The sequence below is a fragment of the Geofilum rubicundum JCM 15548 genome (genome assembly GCF_000974365.1).
Classification (GTDB): Bacteria; Bacteroidota; Bacteroidia; order Bacteroidales; family Marinilabiliaceae; genus Geofilum; species Geofilum rubicundum.
Window position 1 is genome coordinate 148,609 of record NZ_BAZW01000004.1, and the last position, 21,944, is coordinate 170,552.

At 43.6% G+C, this 21,944-nt stretch carries 16 protein-coding genes and 1 pseudogene; 5 read left to right on the top strand and 12 right to left on the bottom strand.

Features of this window, described 5'->3' with window-relative positions; genetic code table 11:
* Window positions 1-11: 11 nt before the first annotated feature.
* The gene (gyrA, locus tag JCM15548_RS03795) at window positions 12-2,543 is read right to left on the bottom strand and encodes a DNA gyrase subunit A (protein ID WP_062122508.1); all 2,532 of its coding nucleotides are present in this window, start codon (window positions 2,541-2,543) and stop codon (window positions 12-14) included.
* 350 nt (window positions 2,544-2,893) lie between these two features.
* Between gyrA and JCM15548_RS03800 the strand changes: the two genes are divergently transcribed.
* Both JCM15548_RS03800 and JCM15548_RS22895 read left to right on the top strand, forming a co-directional pair.
* Complete coding sequence (locus JCM15548_RS03800) at window positions 2,894-5,194, top strand: ATP-dependent Clp protease ATP-binding subunit (RefSeq protein WP_227625421.1); 2,301 nt, start codon at window positions 2,894-2,896, stop codon at window positions 5,192-5,194.
* The gene (locus tag JCM15548_RS22895; protein ID WP_227625422.1) at window positions 5,151-5,441 is read left to right on the top strand and encodes a ClpB D2-like domain containing protein; all 291 of its coding nucleotides are present in this window, start codon (window positions 5,151-5,153) and stop codon (window positions 5,439-5,441) included. Before JCM15548_RS03800 ends, JCM15548_RS22895 begins: the two co-directional genes overlap by 44 nt.
* Window positions 5,442-5,567: 126 nt before the next feature.
* On the opposite strand, the gene JCM15548_RS03805 is transcribed toward JCM15548_RS22895, so the two are convergent.
* The 3 genes and pseudogenes from JCM15548_RS03805 to JCM15548_RS03815 all read right to left on the bottom strand — a co-directional run bounded on the left by JCM15548_RS03805 (window position 5,568) and on the right by JCM15548_RS03815 (window position 8,855).
* The gene (locus tag JCM15548_RS03805; protein ID WP_062122509.1) at window positions 5,568-6,212 is read right to left on the bottom strand and encodes a tetratricopeptide repeat protein; all 645 of its coding nucleotides are present in this window, start codon (window positions 6,210-6,212) and stop codon (window positions 5,568-5,570) included.
* A gap of 124 nt (window positions 6,213-6,336) precedes the next feature.
* Window positions 6,337-7,641, bottom strand: a complete 1,305-nt coding sequence (gene thrC / locus JCM15548_RS03810) for a threonine synthase (RefSeq protein ID WP_062122510.1) — start codon at window positions 7,639-7,641, stop codon at window positions 6,337-6,339.
* A gap of 6 nt (window positions 7,642-7,647) precedes the next feature.
* Window positions 7,648-8,855, bottom strand: a pseudogene (locus JCM15548_RS03815) (cofactor-independent phosphoglycerate mutase).
* Between the two features lie 219 nt (window positions 8,856-9,074).
* On the opposite strand from JCM15548_RS03815, the gene JCM15548_RS03820 reads away from it, so the two are divergent.
* Window positions 9,075-12,332, top strand: coding sequence for a UvrD-helicase domain-containing protein (locus JCM15548_RS03820; RefSeq protein ID WP_062122511.1), 3,258 nt, complete (start codon window positions 9,075-9,077; stop codon window positions 12,330-12,332).
* Between the two features lie 32 nt (window positions 12,333-12,364).
* Here JCM15548_RS03820 and JCM15548_RS03825 read toward each other — a convergent pair whose 3' ends face one another.
* Genes JCM15548_RS03825 through pyrB form a run of 3 tightly spaced genes read right to left on the bottom strand, consistent with a single transcriptional unit; the run spans window position 12,365 to window position 14,389 of the window.
* Window positions 12,365-12,955, bottom strand: coding sequence for a flavin reductase family protein (locus tag JCM15548_RS03825; protein ID WP_062122512.1), 591 nt, complete (start codon window positions 12,953-12,955; stop codon window positions 12,365-12,367).
* A gap of 22 nt (window positions 12,956-12,977) precedes the next feature.
* Window positions 12,978-13,436, bottom strand: a complete 459-nt coding sequence (gene pyrI / locus JCM15548_RS03830; protein ID WP_062122513.1) for an aspartate carbamoyltransferase regulatory subunit — start codon at window positions 13,434-13,436, stop codon at window positions 12,978-12,980.
* A gap of 47 nt (window positions 13,437-13,483) precedes the next feature.
* Window positions 13,484-14,389, bottom strand: a complete 906-nt coding sequence (pyrB, locus tag JCM15548_RS03835) for an aspartate carbamoyltransferase (protein ID WP_062122514.1) — start codon at window positions 14,387-14,389, stop codon at window positions 13,484-13,486.
* A gap of 298 nt (window positions 14,390-14,687) precedes the next feature.
* Here pyrB and JCM15548_RS03840 point away from each other — a divergent pair, with 298 nt between their 5' ends.
* On the top strand, window positions 14,688-15,989 hold the full coding sequence (locus tag JCM15548_RS03840) for a M18 family aminopeptidase (protein WP_062122515.1): 1,302 nt from the start codon (window positions 14,688-14,690) through the stop codon (window positions 15,987-15,989).
* 46 nt (window positions 15,990-16,035) lie between these two features.
* On the opposite strand, the gene JCM15548_RS03845 is transcribed toward JCM15548_RS03840, so the two are convergent.
* Window positions 16,036-16,848, bottom strand: coding sequence for a serine hydrolase (locus JCM15548_RS03845; protein ID WP_062122516.1), 813 nt, complete (start codon window positions 16,846-16,848; stop codon window positions 16,036-16,038).
* On the bottom strand, window positions 16,845-18,761 hold the full coding sequence (locus tag JCM15548_RS03850) for a serine hydrolase domain-containing protein (protein WP_162198168.1): 1,917 nt from the start codon (window positions 18,759-18,761) through the stop codon (window positions 16,845-16,847). The genes JCM15548_RS03845 and JCM15548_RS03850 overlap by 4 nt, the downstream gene beginning before the upstream one ends.
* Before the next feature lie 328 nt (window positions 18,762-19,089).
* Here JCM15548_RS03850 and JCM15548_RS03855 point away from each other — a divergent pair, with 328 nt between their 5' ends.
* On the top strand, window positions 19,090-19,491 hold the full coding sequence (locus JCM15548_RS03855; RefSeq protein WP_062122518.1) for a response regulator: 402 nt from the start codon (window positions 19,090-19,092) through the stop codon (window positions 19,489-19,491).
* Window positions 19,492-19,576: 85 nt separating this feature from the next.
* On the opposite strand, the gene JCM15548_RS03860 is transcribed toward JCM15548_RS03855, so the two are convergent.
* The 3 genes from JCM15548_RS03860 to JCM15548_RS22900 all read right to left on the bottom strand — a co-directional run bounded on the left by JCM15548_RS03860 (window position 19,577) and on the right by JCM15548_RS22900 (window position 21,937).
* The gene (locus tag JCM15548_RS03860) at window positions 19,577-20,371 is read right to left on the bottom strand and encodes a glycoside hydrolase family 16 protein (protein WP_062122548.1); all 795 of its coding nucleotides are present in this window, start codon (window positions 20,369-20,371) and stop codon (window positions 19,577-19,579) included.
* A 118-nt stretch (window positions 20,372-20,489) separates the two neighbouring features.
* Window positions 20,490-21,785, bottom strand: a complete 1,296-nt coding sequence (locus tag JCM15548_RS03865) for a PKD domain-containing protein (protein WP_227625423.1) — start codon at window positions 21,783-21,785, stop codon at window positions 20,490-20,492.
* Complete coding sequence (locus JCM15548_RS22900) at window positions 21,779-21,937, bottom strand: hypothetical protein (protein WP_227625424.1); 159 nt, start codon at window positions 21,935-21,937, stop codon at window positions 21,779-21,781. The genes JCM15548_RS03865 and JCM15548_RS22900 overlap by 7 nt, the downstream gene beginning before the upstream one ends.
* Between the last annotated feature and the right edge of the window lie 7 nt (window positions 21,938-21,944).

Sequence of the window (21,944 nt, forward strand, 5' to 3'; positions counted from 1 at the left end):
CAAGTTTTTGATTAATTCTCACTATTTTCTTCTGTTGACGAATTATCCGGTTCAATAATATCGCTTGATCCGGTTTCCAGCAATTGATCTTCAATTCGCTCCGTTAAAACCTTGGTAACTGAAGCTATTTCATCATGCTTTTTATCCAGATTAATAAAGCGGACGCCCTGCGTTGCCCGACCAGTTGTCCGAACATTAGAGACGGATAATCGTATGGTAATTCCGGAGCGGTTAATAATCATCAAATCATTGTCATCTGTTACGCTCTTTATAGCAATAAGGTCACCCGTTTTCTCCGTAATTCTCATGGTTTTAACACCCTTACCACCTCGATTGGTCACCCGGTAATCTTCTATTTTCGAACGCTTACCAAAGCCCTTTTCGGAAACCACCAGAATGTCTTCATCCATGTTTTTTACACAAACCATGCCAACAACTTCATCCTGTTTGGAGGCCAGCGTAATCCCCCTCACACCCTGGCCGGTTCTTCCAATGCTCCGAACGATTGATTCATTAAAGCGAATGGCTCTTCCGGAGCGTGTTGCCATAAGAATTTCGTTACTTCCATTGGTCAGACGTGCAGAAATAAGTTCGTCATCCTCCTTAATCTTAATGGCAATGACGCCATTTTGGCGCGGACGGGCATAATCGGCCAACAAGGATTTCTTGATCACTCCTTTTTTGGTGCCCATGATAATGTAATGCGAATTGGCATGCTCCGGGTCTTCACCAAGGCGCTTAACCCGAATAAATGCTTTTACATTGTCATCCGGATCAATATTCAACAGATTTTGAATGGCACGACCTTTAGAGTTCTTATTTCCCTCCGGAATTTCATACACCTTCAGCCAGAAACAACGTCCCTTTTGCGTAAAGAACAACAGGGTGTTGTGCATGGATGCCGGGTAAATATGCTCTATAAAATCTTCATCTCGGGTGGATGAGCCTTTTGACCCTACCCCACCCCTGTTCTGAGTTTTAAATTCCGTCAGAGGTGTTCTTTTCACATACCCCAAATGAGAAATGGTAATAATCATTTCATCATCAGCATAGAAATCTTCCGGATTAAACTCTTCTGAAGAATAGACTATTTCGGTCCGACGCCCCTCATTGTATCTGGCTTTAACATCCTGCAACTCGTTCTTTATAATCTCCATGCGTAAATGAACATGCTCAAGAATATCCTTTAAACGAGCGATTTCCTTCATCAGTGCTTCATACTCGCTGCGCAATTTGCCTTGTTCCAGACCGGTTAACTGACGCAAACGCATCTCAACAATGGCCCTTGCCTGAATATCGGTCAACTCAAAACGGTTGATCAGATTCTCGCGAGCCTCATCGGGCGTTTGAGCGGCGCGAATAATTTTAATAACTTCATCAATGTTATCACTGGCAATAATTAACCCTTCCAGAATGTGGGCCCGCTTTTCAGCCTGATCCAATTCATATTTGGTTCTGCGCGTAACCACATCATGCCTGTGCTCAACGAAATTGGAAATGAGTCCCTTTAAATTCAACAACTGTGGACGGCCCTTGACAAGGGCAATATTATTAACGCCAAAGGAGGTTTGTAAAGCGGTATACTTATACAAATGATTGAGCACTACATTGGCTATGGCATCTCTTTTCAGGTCAATAACAATGCGCATACCATCCCGGTCGGACTCATCATTGACATTGGAAATGCCTTCAATTTTTTTATCGTTTACAAGGTCGGCGATTTTCATGATCAACTCGGCTTTGTTGACCAAATAAGGAATCTCTGTGATGACAATTTTCTCACGACCGTTGCTTTCGGTCTCCACATCGGACTTCGCCCGCATGACCACCCTGCCCCTGCCGGTTTGATAACTTTCCCTAACTCCCTGATAGCCATATATAGACCCTCCTGTTGGAAAATCAGGCGCTTTGACAATGTCTATAAGGGCATCCATGTCAATTTCCGGGTCATCCACATAAGCAGAAATGGCATCCACCACATCAGAAAGGTTATGGGGAGGCATATTGGTAGCCATACCTACCGCAATTCCTGATGTACCATTGACCAATAATAATGGTATTCTGGTTGGAAGGACGGTCGGTTCTTTTAAAGTATCATCAAAGTTAAGCTGAAAATCAACCGTGTCCTTGTCAATATCTAAAAGCGCTTCTTCGGCCAAACGATCTAAGCGGGCTTCTGTGTAACGCATAGCAGCAGGGCTATCACCGTCAACAGAACCAAAGTTACCCTGACCATCTACCAAAGGATAGCGCATGGACCAGGGCTGGGCCATCCTTACCATGGCAAAATATACCGATGAGTCACCGTGCGGGTGATACTTACCAAGTACTTCACCAACAATACGCGCTGATTTCTTGTAAGGTTTGTTGGACGCGATCCCCAGCTCATTCATGCCAAATAAAACACGGCGATGAACGGGTTTTAATCCGTCACGAACATCGGGCAGTGCCCGGGAAACTATAACCGACATCGAGTAATCGATGTAGGCAGATTTCATTTCCTCTTCGATGTTAATCTTTATTATTCTATCTCCTTCAATCATTTAATTAAAACTTTTGATGAGTCTGGAACGCAAAAAAAGGTCTGCAAAAAGACCTTTTTTTGACCGCTCTAAATTAATCAAATTAAGCGTAATTATAAAATAAGTTCTTAAGGATTTATGAACAATTTTCACTTATCTGTGTAGCTATAACAGACGCTTACAAATAATTGCTGACTATTCCATTTGATTGAAGGTGTAATACTGAAACATGTTATCCAAAGCAGTGTGATAATTGCGTAAAATATACTATTTTTGAGAAATGATTAATTATATTACCAGAGTAGTTGTTACTTTGTATTTAAAAGAGCAAGCAACTCTTATTCGTAAACTGAATTGAAGTAAAATAATATATGGATTTAAATTATTCATCAAAAGTTCGTGATGTTATATCCTTAAGTAAGGAAGAGGCCATTCGTTTGGGCAATTTATTTATTGCCCCTGAACATCTTATGCTGGGATTACTTTCACAGGCAGATGGCAAGGCTGTCAGGTTGTTAGAACGTTTAAAAGTTGATTTTGATCAACTTAGAGAAGCCATCGAAGATAAGATAAAGGGAAGCAAACCTGTGATTGATAAAAATCAATTACCACTTTTAAAATCAACAGAACAAATTTTAAAACTCGTGCATCTTGAAGCACGGGCCTTGAAAAGTGAAAAAGTAACGACGATTCACCTCTTGTTGGCTCTGCTGAGAGATTCGCACAGCACAATATCTCAAATTATGGAAGGTTTTAATGTAAAATATGACCCTTTAAAAGTGGCTTTGACCAAGCAAAAACCCATAGCCAGGTCACAAATGCCGGATGATGATGATCAGGATAGTCCATTTGGCGGTGGCGGACCGGAAGGTCCCAAATCCTCCGGCTCCAAAAGTGCCAGTGAAACGCCTGTGTTGGACAATTTTGGCATAGACATCACCAAAGCTGCTGAGGAAGGACGACTGGATCCCATTGTTGGCAGAGAGAAAGAAATCGAGCGTCTCGCTCAAATTCTGAGTCGCCGGAAAAAGAACAATCCTGTTCTGATTGGAGAGCCGGGCGTTGGTAAATCTGCCATTGCTGAAGGACTGGCCTTGCGTATTATCGACCGAAAAGTGTCCAGAGTGCTGTTTGATAAAAGGGTGGTAACTCTGGATTTGGCATCCATTGTTGCCGGAACCAAATACCGCGGACAATTCGAAGAGCGTATCAAAGCGATTCTCAATGAACTGTCCAAAAACCCGGGCATTATCCTGTTCATTGACGAAATTCATACCATTGTAGGTGCGGGAGGCGCAACCGGATCACTGGATGCGGCCAATATGTTAAAGCCGGCACTGGCCAGAGGAGAAATTCAATGTATTGGTGCCACCACCCTGGATGAGTACCGTCAGCACATTGAGAAAGATGGCGCTCTGGAAAGGCGTTTCCAGAAAGTGATGGTTGAACCGACTTCTGCAGAAGAGACCTATGAAATTCTTAATAACATTAAGAGTAAATATGAAGACCACCACAATGTTATTTATACACCTGAAGCCATTGATGCTTGCGTAAAATTGACGGAGCGCTATATTTCCGACCGTCACCTGCCCGATAAAGCCATTGACGCTTTGGATGAATCCGGTTCGCGGGTTCATATTTCTAACATTGTTGTGCCCGAAACCATTCTTCAACTTGAAAAGCAAATTGAAGAAATAAAAGAGAATAAAATAAAGGCTGTTAAAGCTCAGAATTTTGAATTGGCAGCCAGTTTCAGGGATAAGGAAAAGACGCTTCAGGAAGAGCTTGAAAAATCAAAAAACAAGTGGGAAGAAGAGCTGCAAAAGCACCGCGAAATTGTAGATGCTGAAAAGGTGGCTGAAGTTGTGGCCATGATGACGGGCATTCCTGTTCAACGCGTCGCACAAGCTGAAGGTTCCCGCTTATTACAAATGGGTACGCAGTTAAAAGGTCAGGTGGTTGGACAAGAAGAGGCCATTCAGAAAATAGTTAAGGCCATTCAGCGCAACCGCGCCGGGTTAAAGGACCCCAACCGCCCCATTGGTTCCTTTGTATTTCTGGGCCCCACAGGGGTTGGTAAAACACATCTGGCCAAGGTTCTGGCCAAATACCTTTTTGATACCACAGATGCCCTCATCCGTATAGACATGAGTGAATACATGGAGAAATTCAGTGTGTCCAGATTGGTGGGTGCACCTCCGGGATATATTGGGTATGAAGAAGGTGGTCAGTTGACCGAAAAGGTTCGTCGCCGTCCCTATTCAGTGGTGCTTCTTGACGAAATTGAAAAGGCGCATCCCGATGTATTCAACCTCATGCTTCAAGTGCTGGATGAAGGACGTTTGACCGATAGCCTGGGGCGTAAAGTCGACTTTAAAAACACCATCATCATTATGACCTCCAATATAGGTACGCGTGAATTGAAGGATTTTGGAAGAGGCATTGGCTTTGCACCTACCGGAACTGCGACCAAAAGCGACAATGAATTTGCCAGAGGCGTCATTGAAAAAGCCCTTAAAAAAGCGTTCGCACCTGAATTTCTCAATCGGATTGATGATGTCATCATATTTAACAATCTGGCCGAATCAGATATTCACAAGATTATTGATATTGAGCTGGCTGGACTATATGCGTGTGGAATCTCTGGGCTATCAATTAAAACTCACCGATGAAGCCAAAAAGTTCATAGCCTCTAAAGGCTATGACGTTCAGTATGGTGCCCGTCCTTTAAAGCGTGCCATTCAAAAATATCTGGAGGATGAAATGGCAGAGGTCATTATACAGGCCTCCGTATCTGAAGGGGATGATATTGAAGTGAGTTTTGATAAAAAGGAAGAGAAAATCACCACCCGGATTGTTTCGCACAGCAAGGAGGAGAAACAATCCACTCCTCAACCGGGTAAAGAATCGAGTAACTGATGTAGAATAAAGATTTAGTCAATATGACAAAAGAGCGCAGATGATGATTTATCTGCGCTCTTTTTATATAACAAAGCCCCCGGGAATATCGCTCCCGGGGGCTTTTAAATATCTTTTCAATACTTCTTAGTTAGCAGCCAATCTGCTGTTAACTTCACGAAGAGAGGCCTGGGCGTTTTCATTGCCCGGATCAATTTCCAAAACCTTTTCGAACCAAGGCTTGGCTTCAGCAAATGACTCATTGGCACGCGCTGTAATTTCTTCATACTGCGAAGGGTCCGCATTGGCGGCAGAGGCCAAAACCTGAGCAGCCCGATTAAAGGGCTCAGCACCTTGCTTCAGATAGTAAGTGGTTAACATTTTTTTCATGTGACCCACCACAGAACTGGTTTTATGTTCTTCAATCGCTTTTAACAAAACCTCTTCCATTTCATCTTCGCGTCCAAGAGCGTTCAAAGAAGAAGCCACATAATAAGTAGAGAAATCAGCACGGTAACCTAAATCAACGGACCGCTGATAGTACTCAAGGGCCTTTTCACTATTTTTGATGCGACGGGCGCTGGTAGCCATGTTAAAAACCATAGCAGCATCCATTTCTTCCTCTTCTGGCCAGGCGGCGACGGCAGACTCGTAAGCCTCCAAAGCCTCAGCAAAATTATTGCCTCTCAAAGCATCATTACCCGCGTTCTTAAATTCAATATAGGCTGTTTCATCCTGGGCAAAGCTTCCAAGGGAAAACAATAACATTCCAACTACTGCTAAATACTTCATAATTACTGTCTTTTATGTTCTTAATTATTCAAGATTCAATTTGATAAACGCAAAAATAACATTTTTCTATTAAAAGAGAAAAAACATTGTCATTCATTAAAATGTATTAAATAACATGCAATCTTCATGCCATCTTCTCGATCCGATGGCGCAAAGCTCCGTAATCATTGGGCATCACATCAATAGTCGCCCTGTCAAGTCTTGGGAAATCAATACTATAACCAGAAGCTTTCAACCCACCGGGAATTAAAACATCTATTATTTCCCCAAATTTAAAGGGATGTGCAGTGGAGACAAATAGGCCTGTTTCATTTTCTTTCAATTCGCGTTTCACAGCGTAATAGGCTGAAGCCGTATGCGGATCCATTAAATAGTTATGTTCTTGATATACCGCTTTGATGGTTTCTTTGATGATGTCATCATTAACCGCAAAGGAGCTCAAATTACCTTTCAGTTTTTCCAGTTGGTTATTATAAAGCTCATACATTCTGGGAAAGTTACTTGGATCGCCTACATCCATGGCATTGGCCAGCGTTACGATGGTTTCATGGGGATCGTAGGCGCCGGTTGAAAGAAAACGGGGTACCACATCATTGACATTGGTAGCTGCCACAAAGCGCTTGACAGGCAAGCCCATTCGATGGGCCAACATGGCTGCGGTGATGTTTCCAAAATTACCACTTGGAACCGTAATAACGGGTGGTTCAGAAATTCCCGACCGCTTAAGCTGCGCAACAGCATGGAAATAATAAACCATTTGAGGTAATAAACGCCCCATATTAATGGAATTGGCAGAGGTCATATAAACCAGCTCCCGTAAACCGTTGTCTTTAAAAGCCTCCTTGACCAGTCGCTGACAATCATCAAAACTACCTTCTACAGCCATGGCATGAACGTTGGCTCCGGGACTGGTTATTTGATATTCCTGGTAGGGACTGACTTTGCCATTGGGGTATAAGACCACGACCTCAATCCCTTTGACTTTATGAAAACCGTGGGCTACTGCTCCGCCTGTATCACCGGAAGTGGCGGTTAAGACCATTAACTTACGTGACTCATTTTTATTAAAATGCGCCAGTAAACGAGATAGAAAGCGGGCGCCCACATCTTTAAATGCTTGTGTGGGACCATGATACAATTCCAATGCGGCTATTCCTTTTTCAATCGACTTTAAAGGTATTTCAAAAGAAAAGGTATCCTCCACTATTTGTCTGAGTACTTCATCACTGACATCTGCCTCCACATAAGGTTTAAGCACATGAAAAGCGATTTCTGGCAAACTATAGGCAGGTAAGTTCTCAATAAATTCTTCACTTAGCACAGGAATCGCCTCAGGCATAAATAAACTACCATCCGGTGCCAAGCCTTTAAAAAGAACTTCTTTAAGCGTATATCGCTCTTCTTTAGAGCCTAAGCTAATAAACTTCATGATCAACTATTTGCTAAACAATAATTCTAAAATATCTTTGCCTTCAATTTCACCAAAGCTACCCTTTTTAACCGACTCTTCATCCAAAACCTGAACTTCATCGGGTGCTATTGTGGATTTCATCAACATAAAGGGCACGGGTGCCAGTACATGCGTCCGCAAATTACAGGGGGTTGGATGATCTGGCAATAAAAGTAAGGCTACTTCCTCGTCCATTTTTTTCAGACCTTCAAATAAAGGCTTCAACAATCGCCGGTCAAAATCTTCTATCACTCTCTTTTTCAGGTCACAATCTCCCTCATGGCCGGCTTCATCCATGGCCTCCACATGCAGAAAGACAAAAGGATGACGCTTCAAAGCTTCCAAAGCAGCTTCTGCCTTACCCTCATAATTGGTATCGTGCAGACCTGTGGCGCCTTCCACATGAACCATTTCCAAACCTGCCAGTTTACCAATCCCAAAAATCAAATCCACCGCAGAGATAACCGCTCCAGATTCAATGCCAAACCGTTCTTTAAAGGAGGGGAAATTGGGTTTGTAACCGGGCGACCAGGGCCAAATGGCATCGGCTGTCTTTTTACCGGCGGCTTTTCTTTTTTGATTGACGGGATGCCTGGCCAAAACAGCCATGGAACGATTCATTAAATCATGTAACAGCCATTCCGTTTCTTTGGCCTCGCTCGAAGTAGCCGTTGGAAATAAGGGCGCAGCAGGCTTTCCGGGATGGTCGTGCGGTGGGATGCATTTCAAATCGGCATTTCCACCCTTAATCACCATCACATGGCGATAGCTGGTTCCCGCATGAAAACGCACCCGGTCGGTGCCAAGTTCCACATTCAGGGCCTCAATCAATTCAGCAGCTTCCCCGGAGGTAATATGACCGGCCGAATGATTGATTAAAATGTCATCTTCTACGGATACCAGGTTGCAACGAAAAACCAATTCGTCCGGTTCAAAATCAAGTCCCAAAGACGCCGCCTCGATGACCCCTCTTCCCTGAAAATATTTAGCGGATGGTACCCCAGAATATTCATATTGGCAATTTCACTGCCCGGATGGAAACCATCGGGCACCGTATGTACCAAGCCAGTGGCCGACTGTCGGCAAATCTCATCCATCACCGGTGTAAAAGCCGCCATAACAGGCGTCTTGCCACCAAATTTTTCTATTGGTTCGTCGGCCATACCATCGGCCAGCACTACTATATATTTCATTCGAATTAAATTAAAACTTAAGTAGTCACAAAACTAACAAATTATAAGCAAATTTAAAATAATTGGCTGTGCATCCGCGAAAAAAGGCCACCCCCTGATCCCTAAGAGTTGCGTAATATTCCGTATTTTAGTGGCATCTTTCCACAAGGGCCCGTTAGCTCCTGCGCAGAAAGCTTCAAAACGGACTTATATCCTGACAATCATAAAACCCCATATAAAATGTCACAATTAAAGGTTTACAGAGCGTCGGCCGGATCAGGTAAGACCTATACCCTCACCCAGGAGTATATTTTTCTGTTGTTTAAAAAACCGGAAAATTACCGACAGATACTGGCAGTAACCTTTACCAATAAGGCCACAGCTGAGATGCGTTCACGCATTTTGTCAACCCTTAACAACCTGGCCCATCAAACGATGGGCACACCTGAGCACATGGTCGATTTGCAAAATAAATTCAAGCTCACCACAGCGGAAGTCCGCCAAAAAGCTTCCCTTTTACTGGGCTTGCTGCTGCACGATTTCTCCCGCTTTTCCATCAGCACCATCGATAGCTTTTTTCAAAAGGTAACCCGCTCATTTGCGCGCGAAATGGGACTTCCCATTGGTTTCAGACTGGAATTGGAAACCAAGCACATCATGTTGCAAGCCATTGATCAGCTCATACTGGAAATGGATGCGCCACAGCACAAGGCTATGAAAGAATGGCTGATTGATTTTGCCCGGGAACGCATGGAGCAGGACAACAAATGGAATATTTCTCAGGAAATTCAACACATCAGTCGCGAAATATTCAAAGAAAAATACCAGGCCAATGCCGCCTTGCTCAGCCGGCAAATTAAGGATAAGAATTACCTCAATGCCTACAAATCAGCATTGCAGGAGATCATTTCCAATGTAGACCAACAAATAAAGGGATTGGGCGAACAAGGCTTAGAACTGATAACAAAATTCAACCTTGATCTGACCGAAGATTTCCAAGGCAAAAGCAGAACCAAAGTCAAAGTGTTTGAAAGGATGGCTCAGCTCAACGACCATCTTAACCTTTCAAAATTTGAAGTTCTGCTGGAGAGTCCCGAAAAATGGACACGGAAAGACAGTCCCCCGGAAAAAAAGATGGCCATAGAAGCCGCCTATCAGGAAGGTTTGCATGCCATTTTGCTGCAGGCGGCAGAGACCATTGCTCAAAAGAGCAAAGACTACTATACCGCCAAACTCATATTGAAGGAGCTCAATGCATTGGGCTTGATTCACGATGTCTATGAAAAAATGATGCAGCTATGCCGGGAACAAAACATTTTCATGATTTCAGGGACCAACTACCTGCTGACCCGTATCATTGACAACAACGAAACCCCCTTTATCTATGAAAAAACCGGCACGCGCTATGCCCACTACATGATGGATGAATTTCAGGATACCTCCACCCTGCAGTACCTGAACTTTGTCCCCCTGGTCAATGATTCCCTGGCCAGCGACAACTACGCCCTGATGGTCGGTGATGTAAAGCAAGCGATCTATCGTTGGCGCAATTCGGACTGGAACTTGTTGGCAGAGGCTGTGGAGAAAGATTATAACCGGTTTGGCGTTCAATTGAATACCCTGGATACCAATTGGCGTAGCAGCGCGGATGTCATTCGCTTTAACAATGACTTTTTTAAATTGGCGGCTTCCACCATGCAACAACAATTCAACAGTTTGGTCCCGGAGGATATTTCCGGTCATGAAGCACTCCTGGCCATGCAGTCTAAAATAAGCTCAGCTTATTTTGATGTGGAACAAAAAGCCTCTCCAAAGGCCGGCCAATTGGGTGGACAAATTTACATTCAGTTAATTGAAGCAGCCAATAAGGAGAGCTACTTCGACTCAGCCATTCCTTGTGCGGTGGAACGCATCGTTGCCTTGATGGAGGGTGGTTACAGACTGTCAGATATTTGCGTATTGGTGCGCAACAACAAGGAAGGGGTTGAAATAACCAACGCCTTGTTATCGGGTTTGCACCACCCCACGCTCACCAGTCTCCCGGTTATCAGCAATGAATCACTGATTCTGTCAAAATCAGAAGCCATTAAACTGATTGTTGAACAGTTACGCTATATTCAGAATCCCGAAAACCATTTATCCGGCGCCTTTATTCGCTTGCACCTGTTCAAGCAACCATCGGGTGATGGTCCCGTAAGTCAGATCGATCTGACCAGGCCCTTTCACGGTTCTAAGGAAAAAGAGGCTTGGGATGCCTACCATCAAACCCTCATGAATTACAGGGAAAAACCTGTCTATGAACTTATTGAGGGCTTAATAGCCTTATTGCCGGCATCGCTAAAAAAACTACATTCGGTTTATATTCAGTCGTTTATGAGCCTGTGCCTGAATTACATCAATCAGGAAACAGCTGATTTAAATCAGTTTCTGGACTTCTGGGACAGAAAAGGATCTGCCTCTTCCCTATCCATCCCGGACAATCAGGAAGCCATTCGTGTAATGACCATTCACAAATCCAAAGGATTGGAATTCAAAGCAGTGGTAGTACCCTTTGCCAATTGGGAAATGAATAATTTAAGCCATCGCGACCTGCTTTGGTTAACGCCAAAAACAGAACCCTTTAACGCGGTGGCGCTGGTACCTGTATCAGGTAGTAACCATCTGGCCCAGTCTCACTTTGCAGAAGAATACCTGGACGAGACCCTTCATCAATATGTCGACAATTTAAATGTCACTTACGTGGCCTTTACCCGCGCCAGAGAAAGTCTCAATATTATTGGACAAATTAAAAAGAAAGAAAAGGTCGACAACTATAAGCAAATCGGTGATTTGCTCTATTTGTTTGCTGCCAATGGTTCTGACGACATTTGGGAGGAAGAAAGCCTTGTTTATGAAGTGGACCACCGGGTTGAATCGTCTGCAACCGGTCCTGAAAAAGCAGATACTTACCGGCCGGAATCGGAAATAGAAGGAAAACCCTTTGAACATATTCCCCTGGGAGATAACCGGGCCCGCATACATATGGAAAGTGAGAACTACTTTAACACCGAAGAGCGTCTGGCCGTTAATCATGGGAAAATCATGCACCAGCTTTTCGAGCATATCGTAACTGTTGAAGATATTGATAAGGCTTTGACCTTGTTACGCTTTGAAGGAAAAATAGAGGGGAATGAAATGGCGACCTATAAAAACACCATCCAAAAATGGTTGAGCCATCCGGCCGTTACTAAATGGTTTAATGGCTCATACAACATTAAAACCGAAGCAGGCATTTTATCCGCCAAAGTGAAACGGCCCGATAGAGTCATGATTAAGGACCAGGAGATAGTCGTAGTGGATTATAAATTTGGCCAGCAAAAGCACCTCTCCCATCATGGCCAGGTCAGAAATTATATGCAGCTGCTGAAAAATATGAAATATCAGAAGGTAACTGGTTTTTTGTGGTACGCCGAAAAAGATGAAGTCATTAAAGTGGAAGAACAAGGAACGCTGTTTTAAATGGAAGTCTTCCGACTACCTAAATCGCCTCTTTATTTCCCTTTTTTCTTCTTCCTTTTCTTTTTTTCAACCGAATAGCCAAATTTGCCAATCTTTTTTCCCAATTCATAGTATTTACCATGCGCATAAGCCATTAGGTTGGCATCCTCAAGTGAGAAGGCACCTGTTTTTGAATTCAAATACCTGTCTTCGGCCTTAACATTGACGACTTCTGCCAAAAATAAATGGTGGGTTCCCAAAGGAATGATTTCTGTGACCTTACATTCAATATTAACCGGTGCTTCCTCAATAATGGGCGCGCTTACCATCGAAGCTTGGCCCGGGGTCAGCTTCATGGCTTCAAATTTATTGTGATCCCGGCCCGATCTGACACCACACCAATCGGTCGCAAAAGCCAGATCAGCAGTGGTCAGATTAATCACAAATTCCCGATTTTTCTTAAGTATGTCGTAAGAATGGCGATTGGGCCGGACAGAAATATAGCACATGGGAGGATCCGAACAAATGGTGCCCGTCCATGCAATGGTAATAATATTGTGCTCTTCCGGCCTTGCACCCAATGACACCATCACCGCAGGTAATGGATACAGCATGTTCCCGGGTTTCCAATCAACTTTAGCCATAATCTTTTTCTTCCAATGGTTATCACATCATTTGCAGCTCGTCCCTGGTGGTAATTTTCTCACAATAGTGGCACTTCAATGCCAAATCCACTTTATCTTCTACCCTGAAGCGTGTGGTTATGGCCTCATTGTTGGTCACGCATTTGGGATTGAAGCACTTAACAATACCCACCACATCATCCGGAATGGTCACATCCCGCTTTTCAACCACTTCATAGTCCCTTATAATATTCAATTTGGCATGCGGTGCCACCAGGGAAATTTTATTGATTTCATCCCGCTCAAAAAACTTATCGGCCACTTTAATGATTGCCTTTTTATCAAACTTATGACTGTCGAGATTCGTTCCAAAGGTAATCAGGTTCGAAATATGATCGAGACCGAGAATGCTAATAACGTCAAACAAGGATGCTGCCGGAATATGGTCGATAACCGTGCCATTTTCAATGGCACTCACCTGAAGTTGCTTCTGTTTAGACATAGGATGGAAATTAGAAAATATTTGTTGCAAGAATATTGTTTGAGTGTTTACTTAACACCCATGATCGCCGACATGATGGCCATACGGGTGTATACACCATTTTCCGCCTGTTGAAAATAGTAGGCTTTGGGATTGGCATCGACATCGGGATGAATTTCATTGACCCGTGGCAGCGGATGCAAAACCTTCAGGTTGTCCTTGGTATTGGCCAACATGGCATTTTTGAGGACATAGGCATTCTTAACCCGCTCATATTCTATGGGATCTGAAAAGCGCTCTTTTTGAACCCTGGTCATATATAAAATATCCGCCTTTTCAAGGTTCCCCATTTCAAACTGCTCAAAATATCGAATGCCTTTCTCTTTCAAGAATATCTTGTACTCCCGGGGCATCGACATCTCTTTGGGTGCCACAAAATAGAAGGTGGGATTAAAAAGAGACAGGGCCATGAGCAAAGAATGGACCGTGCGACCATATTTCAGGTCGCCCACCATAAAAATAGTCAGGTTTTCCAATGTTCCCTGCGTTTTTTGGATGGAGTAAAGGTCCAGCATGGTTTGGGTGGGGTGCTGGTTGGCACCATCCCCTGCATTGATAATGGGCACCCTTGCTTGTTCCGAGGCATATCTTGCACTTCCCTCCAGGGGGTGACGCATAACAATCATGTCCGCATAATTACTCACCATCTTAATGGTATCCTTCAGGGTTTCCCCCTTGGTGGTAGAGGAAGAACTGGCGTCTGTAAATCCGACCACTCTTGCCCCCAGACGATTGATGGCTGTATCAAAGCTTAAGCGGGTGCGTGTGGATGGCTCAAAAAACAAGGAGGCCACAACTTTGTCACGCATCAAAGGCTGATTCGGATTGGCTTCAAAACCTGCGGCCAATTCAAGAATGTGTAAAATCTCTTCCTTTGAATAATCACTGATAGAGACAAGACTTTTATTCTTCATAAATGTGAGAGCTTTGAAAGATTAGTATGCATGAGTGCAAAAAAATACCCAATCGAAAGGACTGGGTGAAATAAAAATCAGATAATAAAAGGGAAATAGAAAAATGTTGAGAAATCGATGAATCTCTCAGCGAATTGTTTACCAGCGATTGAGGTTGGTAATTAGTTCCGATTTGCTTTGTTTCTTGCATTCCAGAAATCAAAATTAAGGAAAAGTTCCCACATAAATGACAAAAAAAAATCTTTTTTTATAGTACTTTTAATGTTTCACCCATCCAATCACTTAAAAAATTCAGATTATGGATCAAGCACATAAATTATCACAGGAACTCATTGACTTTATATATGAGAGTGCCAGTCCCTTTCATGCAGTAGACAATCTGTCGATGCAACTGGACAAGGCCGGTTTTGAGGCCCTGGACCTGACCGCAGCCTGGCAATTGACCAAAGGAGGGAAATATTACCTTACCCGAAATGGCTCTGCCCTATTCGCCTTTGTTTTAGGCACAGGCCAGCCCGAAAAAGAGGGCGTTAAAATAATTGCCGCCCACAGCGACTCCCCCTCCTTTCGCATCAAACCGAATCCGGAAATGGTCGTTGATGATCACTTCATCAAACTGAACACGGAAGTCTATGGTGGTCCCATTCTAATGAGCTGGCTCGACCGGCCACTATCCATCGCCGGCCGGGTCAGTCTAAAGGGTGAACACCCTTTATGGCCGGATAACCGCCTGGTAAATTTCAACCGTCCCATGGTCATCATTCCCAGTCTGGCCATTCACCTAAACCGCAGCGTGAATGAGGGCATGGAACTCAACAAGCAAAAAGACATGCTGCCTCTGATGGGCTTAATGCCCGGGAAGGAGGATGAAAAAGGGTTTATAAAACGATTACTGGCTGAAGAATTAGGTGTTCACGACAACGATATATTGGATTATGATCTGACACTTAACGAGTTTAACCCGGGCCTTATCATGGGTGCCCATCATGAGTTTATTTCCAGTCCCAAAATCGACAATCTGGCCATGACACATGCGGGACTAAAAGCGCTGCTCAACAGTAAACCCGGTGCCGCCACCCAGATGCTTTGTATCTTCGACAACGAAGAAGTGGGTAGCCTGACCAAACAGGGTGCCGACTCTCCCCTGTTCAAGAACATCCTTCAACGACTTTTAAGTCAACTTGATGTTACAGGTGAAGACTTCCACCGGACCATATATCGTTCATTTATGATTTCAGCAGATATGGCCCACAGTTTACATCCCAACTATCCCGAAAAGCATGACCCCAACCTGCACCCGCTTATCAACAAGGGACCCGTCATAAAAATTACCGCCAATCAAAAATACACCAGCGATGGAGACAGTATTGCTGTTTTTGAGGCCATTTGTGAAAAGGCCGGCGTACCCTGCCAAAAGTTTGTGAACCGGTCCGACATGGTTGGTGGCTCTACGCTGGGTAACCTGAGTACCGGACAAGTAGATATCAGAAGTGTAGATGTGGGTAACCCCATGCTGGCCATGCATTCCGTTCGTGAGTTATCAGGTGTGCTGGACCATGGGTATATGATCAAAGCATTTGAGACTTTTTATAATTTGTAGATTTTCGGGAAAGAGAAGTACTTTGACAAGATTCAGATGATGGATATCATTCAACTGAATCTTGTCTGTCTTCAATGGCTCTGTAAATAATCTCCTGAATATCGGTGCGTACATTGTTTTCAATCAGTTTTCGATTGTACTGATTCGGGTGAATGCGGTTAGATAAAAATATGTAAATCAGGTCATAAGTAGGATCTACCCATACAATGGTTCCGGTAAAGCCCGAATGTCCAAATGACAATTCTGAGGCCATTCGGGAGACCGGGGTGTCTTTTTCAGGATCCATTTCCGGCTTATCAAAGCCCAAACCTCGACGGTTTTCAGGGTGCTGCTGCGAACTAAAAAAGTAAATGGTTTCCGGGTTAAAAAAGCGATGGCCCCCATATTCGCCACCGTTTAAATACATCTGCATCAACTTAGCCAGGTCGTTGGCATTGCCAAACAAGCCGGCATGGCCCGCCACGCCACCCATCATGGCCGCCGTTTGATCATGCACGTAACCTTTTAACAATTGGCGTCGGAACACCGGGTCGCTTTCTGTTGGTACAACATGATCTAATTTTCCTGTACGCCATGGGTTAAACATCAGCGAACCAGCTCCCAGTGGCTTATAAAAATACCGGGTGACGGCCCTGTCCATGGGTTGCCCGGTCAAACGCTCCTGTATTCTTTGAAGCAACAAAAAGTTCAAGTCGCTATAAACATAGCCACGCGTATGTCTTTTTACGTTCAGTATTCGATGATACATCGAATCCAGATAGGTATGATTTAAATACAAATTGGGAGCAACCGGCACAGAAAATTGCAAATCAGATACAGGTTGATATACATCGTCTCTCCAAACCGTGGTACGGTTCATATATAATCGCTCATCGACGCGAAAAGGATGGGAGCTGATTTTCGCCGACTGTACATATTTCCCTGCAACTTGCTTTTATCAATGGTTTCCATATAAAACGGAATAAAGGAGGGCAAGCCGGATTCATGCAGAAGCAGATCCCGTATGGAAACATCTCTTTTATCGGTGGTGTCTGCTTCGGGTAAATACGCACCCAGTCGGTCGCCCAATCGCCACTTCGCCTCATCATAGGTCTTCAGGGCAAGTGGCAGGGTGGCAGCAATTTTCGTCACGGATGCCAAGTCATACACATCGCTGTTAACCACAAAGCGGTCCTTTTTATAAGTATGCCAACCATAGCTTTGATTAACCACCACTACCCCTTTCCGGGCAATGAGCAATTGTGCCCCCGGGGTGGCCTCTTGCTTAATGGCCTCGGCCATAACATCACCAATTAGATACAGCGTATCCACATTAAGTCCTACTTCCTCGGGTATCCCATATTTCAATCGTGATGCGGAAAAGGATTTCTGGTAAACGGACAGATAATTTCCAAATACCTGTTCCAAGGGTCGAATGGATGTCCCAATGCCATTAAAAACGACCTGTGCCATTGTTTCCCAGCAAAAGGGAATATTGGCAGGCACGGCAACCATGGCATCCATTTCACCCGGCCAGGTTTTAAAGGGCAACTGTGCTGGGTTACCCGCCCAAATGAATACAATACCGGCATTGGGATAGCGATCGCGAAGAATCTGTAATCCTTCCTGGAAGGGCATTCCCCAATGAAAAGACGGATCCGCCATTAAAAAAATAAGGTCATATTCCTCAGGCGGTAAATCACCAACAGGTGGCTCAATATAATTATCGGCCCATCTTTTAAAACTATTGACATGAATCGCACCCAGATTATAGTAGCCAACATTCAAATCCAGATGGCTTAGTGGCAATAATTTCTTATTAGCAGGTTGAAAAACGGATATCGAGTTTTCATAAGCTGCCCTAAACTGCAATTTTTCTTCTTTATCACTTTTGACCTCCCATTGCTTAAGCGACCGGGAGGCTGCTATGTACTTAAATGCCAAAACCGACTTACAGGCCTTTTCAAGCATTTCTTCCTCCAGCCAGCGGTCTTTAAAAGCATTGACCAATCGCTCATAATCCTTCGAGTAATTATCTGTCACCAACAAAGCGCCTTCAGAAAAAATCTGTTCTATCGACGCGCTGGTTACCGGCAACCTTTCCTCAGTGGTAACCGAAACCAATGCCCCTTTTTGACCAGCGTCTGTCTGCACATTAATTCTCGGTAAGCGCGAGGGTAAAAGCCGATTGATCTGGCCCGGAATGTTGTGGGCATGAATTAAAAGCGATTGATCACTTAATCGGGAAGGCCTCAAGGCGGGTAACCAGACACTGTATCCGGCAGAAACGCTCTTGCTTTTTCTGGATGCTTCAGGCATCCAAAAATGTCTGTAATCAGAGGAATTAAAAAAAAGCGTGTTCGACTCCTCCTTGTATTGGGACACCAACCATTCAACCATATTTTGTTGATGAACCGGCTCTAGAAGACTGAAAGTCTTTTCGTCCGGGAAAGGTAAAGGCATTCTCTCCCATTCAAATCCCGATCTGATATCCACCACATGAAAGGTAGTCAAAGGAAAATCGCTTAAAGCCACCTGCTTTTTCAGCAGTGAAGGCTCACCAATAAGAAAGCCAGGTGGCGGTATATCCTTACCCAATTGCTTGATGGTGTTTTCATTGGACAGCCGAACCATTAAAACCTGAGCCACCCTCAGCTCCAAATCAAGCGTAAGATACACAGAATCGGCCCATTGCGTGGCATCCTGAGACAATTGACCATTGAATACAATTCCGTTTGCTACTATAATAAAATGATAAAAATACAGCAGTATTGATATCAATAAAAACTTCATACACCAAAAAGATATTAATGATTTGTATAACCAAGTCAGCATCCAACCGCCAACTCCTTTTAGCTTTTTAACCTTTTAGAACAAGCGTGTCGCACATCCGTTAAAGCCCAACTAAACAGCAATTTAAATCACAAAAAAATAACTAACAATCACTTTTAGCACTTCATTGACACAAAAATAAGACTTATATATGAGCATTGCCGGAAAAAAATATTATTTTTGATGATCCTACTAAAAGGTAACGATATTTATCGAAAGAACCCTAAAAAATAGAGCCACCAAAGCCATAAACAGTTCGGATATTATTTCATCACTGAATTCAATCATTATGTCAGACAATCTAAGTAACGCATTAAATCAGAACTGGGAAAGTAAAAACATCCTGGTAGTAGAAGATGTTGATACCAATAAAATCTTTTTTGATGCCGCCTTACGTCGTACCAAAGCCAAAATATTATGGGCCAAAGACGGACAGGAAGCCATTGATATGTTTAAGGCCAACCGTATCGACCTTGTTTTGATGGATTTGCAGCTTCCCGTAATGGATGGTTATACAGCTACCCGTGAAATAAAAAAAATTAACCCGGATGTGCCTGTCATTGCCCAAACGGCTCATGTTATGTCAGGAGAGCGGGAAAAATGTATGGAAGCGGGATGTAATGACTATTTGGCCAAGCCCATCCGTTTACAGATTTTGATCGATACCCTTTCAAAATATTTAAACAACTAATATTGGGTCAATCAGAGGAACTTATAAATAAGAAGAGCGGCTCCTAAGGAGGCCGCTCTTTTTATTTGGCATGGAAATCTTAATATCATTTTCGCTCATAAACACGCACATAATCGACCACCATGGATGTTGGGAAAATCGTATCATCGACCCCGTGAAGTCCGCCCCAATTTCCACCCACAGCCACATTCAGAATCAGATGAAAGCGCTTATCAAAAGGCCATTCATCCGGGCCATTGCCACTGTTATTAAAGGTGAATACCAGGTTGTCATCAATAAAGAAATCAATCCGGTCCTCTTCCCATTCAATGGCATAGACATAAAAAGAATCCTCACAATCAGGGACATAAGTCCCTAGTCCCACCTGGGTATTGAGGTTATGATTAAAAGCCTCTGTATGTACCGTTGTAAAAATGGAATCCGGATCATAACCCACATGTTCCATGATGTCAATCTCCCCACTTTGAGGCCATCCACCATATTCCCAGTCGGTAGGCAACATCCAAATGGCCGGCCAAATACCTCTTCCACCGGCCACCTTCGCTTTAACCTCCACTCTTCCATACAGCCAATCGCCTTTTTCTTTGGTTGTTAATCGGGCAGAAGTATAATTGAAGCCTTTAAAATGTTCATTATGAGCTGTTATGTGCAGGTATTTTCCATCCACAAAAGCGTTACTGTCTCTTTCTGTGGTATAAAATTGCAACTCTCTGTTTCCCCACCCATAAGCATTTCCCACAGTATCGTAATTCCATTTCGCCTGATCGGGTAATCCCTCATAATCAAATTCCTCGCTCCATACCAGTTTCCAGTCAGTTGTATCGCCTTGGTGACAACTTCCCATTAGAATAACCAATGAGACGGGTATTATAGACACCATGGCCAACAATCTTATTCTTTTCAAATTATACCACATACATCAAATCATTACAAGTAAAAGTTATTGGGATAAGGCTGCTAATCTGAAAGAGATTAGCAGCCTCACCAAAATCTATCTTCTAATTATGAAAGGTAAAATCATCAAAGAAGAAGATACCTCCACCATCGTGACCTTCCGTTCCAAACTGAATTAAGATTTTATTATAGTCTTCACGGTCTGCTACACCACTAAAATCAAAAGTCAGTTCTAACCATTTGTCTTTTTCCAATTCGGTCATCAGAATTTCTGTCTGAGTTGACCAGGCATTTCCACCCAAATCGTCGTTTTGCAACTTCACGGCAATGGATGATTGCAGTACTTTATTGGCTATCCAACTGCCAGCTACATTGTTTTCCGTGCTATAATCGTTGTACGAAGGCATGTAGACTTTCAAGGTAATTTGATTTTGTTCTGACAAATCAAACTTATAACCATCTGCCACAAAAGAAATATTTGAATAAAACTCACCGGCCTTCTTTTGATAAAGATAGACTTTGGAAGAAGGATTGATGGGTACAGGTGCCGGATTTTGGTAACCCGCTGCGGTAAAATCACCCATCGCCTCAGTGGCAAATACAACACTGAGATCATCTCCTTCAAAATCCTCAACAAGCGGAACCTCCTTCAAAGGTATAACAGGTGCCACATTGAGTTCTTCGGGCACAAAGCGGTACCACCAACCATTTCCTGGCTCAGCCGAACTTCTGACTTTCAGATACATCTCAGTCTCGGTCAACGTTATAATTTCATAAGTTGAAGACCCGGTATAATGGCCCATGAAAGCACCATCTGTCAATGTCAACACAGAATCCGTTGTATTTAACGAAAAGTTATAGCTATCTGCAGGTGAAAACTCCACATCAAAATCACCGTCAGGAGGAACCACGCTGTTGGTGTAGCCCATAGCAGCCAAACCATCTAAGCCGGCGCCATTGGTGTATACGTAACCATTATTGTTCCAGTCCAATTCAACGCCTACTTGCTTAAACGTGAAGGTTTGTGTGTATAAGGAACTTTCCAACTTATCGTTGGGACCGGCCGCCCACCAAACAGGAGCCACATCATCCACCGGACCAACACCAAAGTGACCAGGGTTGTATTGGTCAAACACCCATGTTTTTCCATCCACGTTCTCGGCACCACCCGTCAATGCAGTATACATGGGGTGTTCGAGCAACGAAAGGTCATCCTCCTCTACCACCAGTGAATACTGTTTGGTGGCTGAGCCCCCTTCTGCATAAAGCGTCATGGATATATTATAAGTACCGGCAAAAGGGTATTCCGCTGAGGCACTTTCACCTTTACCCCTTGATCCGTTGCCAAAATTCCAAACAACGATACCTTCAACATCAGAGGTATTTTCGAAAGTCACCACATTGGCTGATCAGCCTTTGGGGATACCGAAAAAGCCACATCATCTTCAGTGAGCGCCTGTCCCAATTCATAATCATCCATTTCCTGTGGGTCACAGGCCATAAACAACAGGGTTAAAACCCATACGATGCTTATTAAACTATATTTTCTCATAAGATTA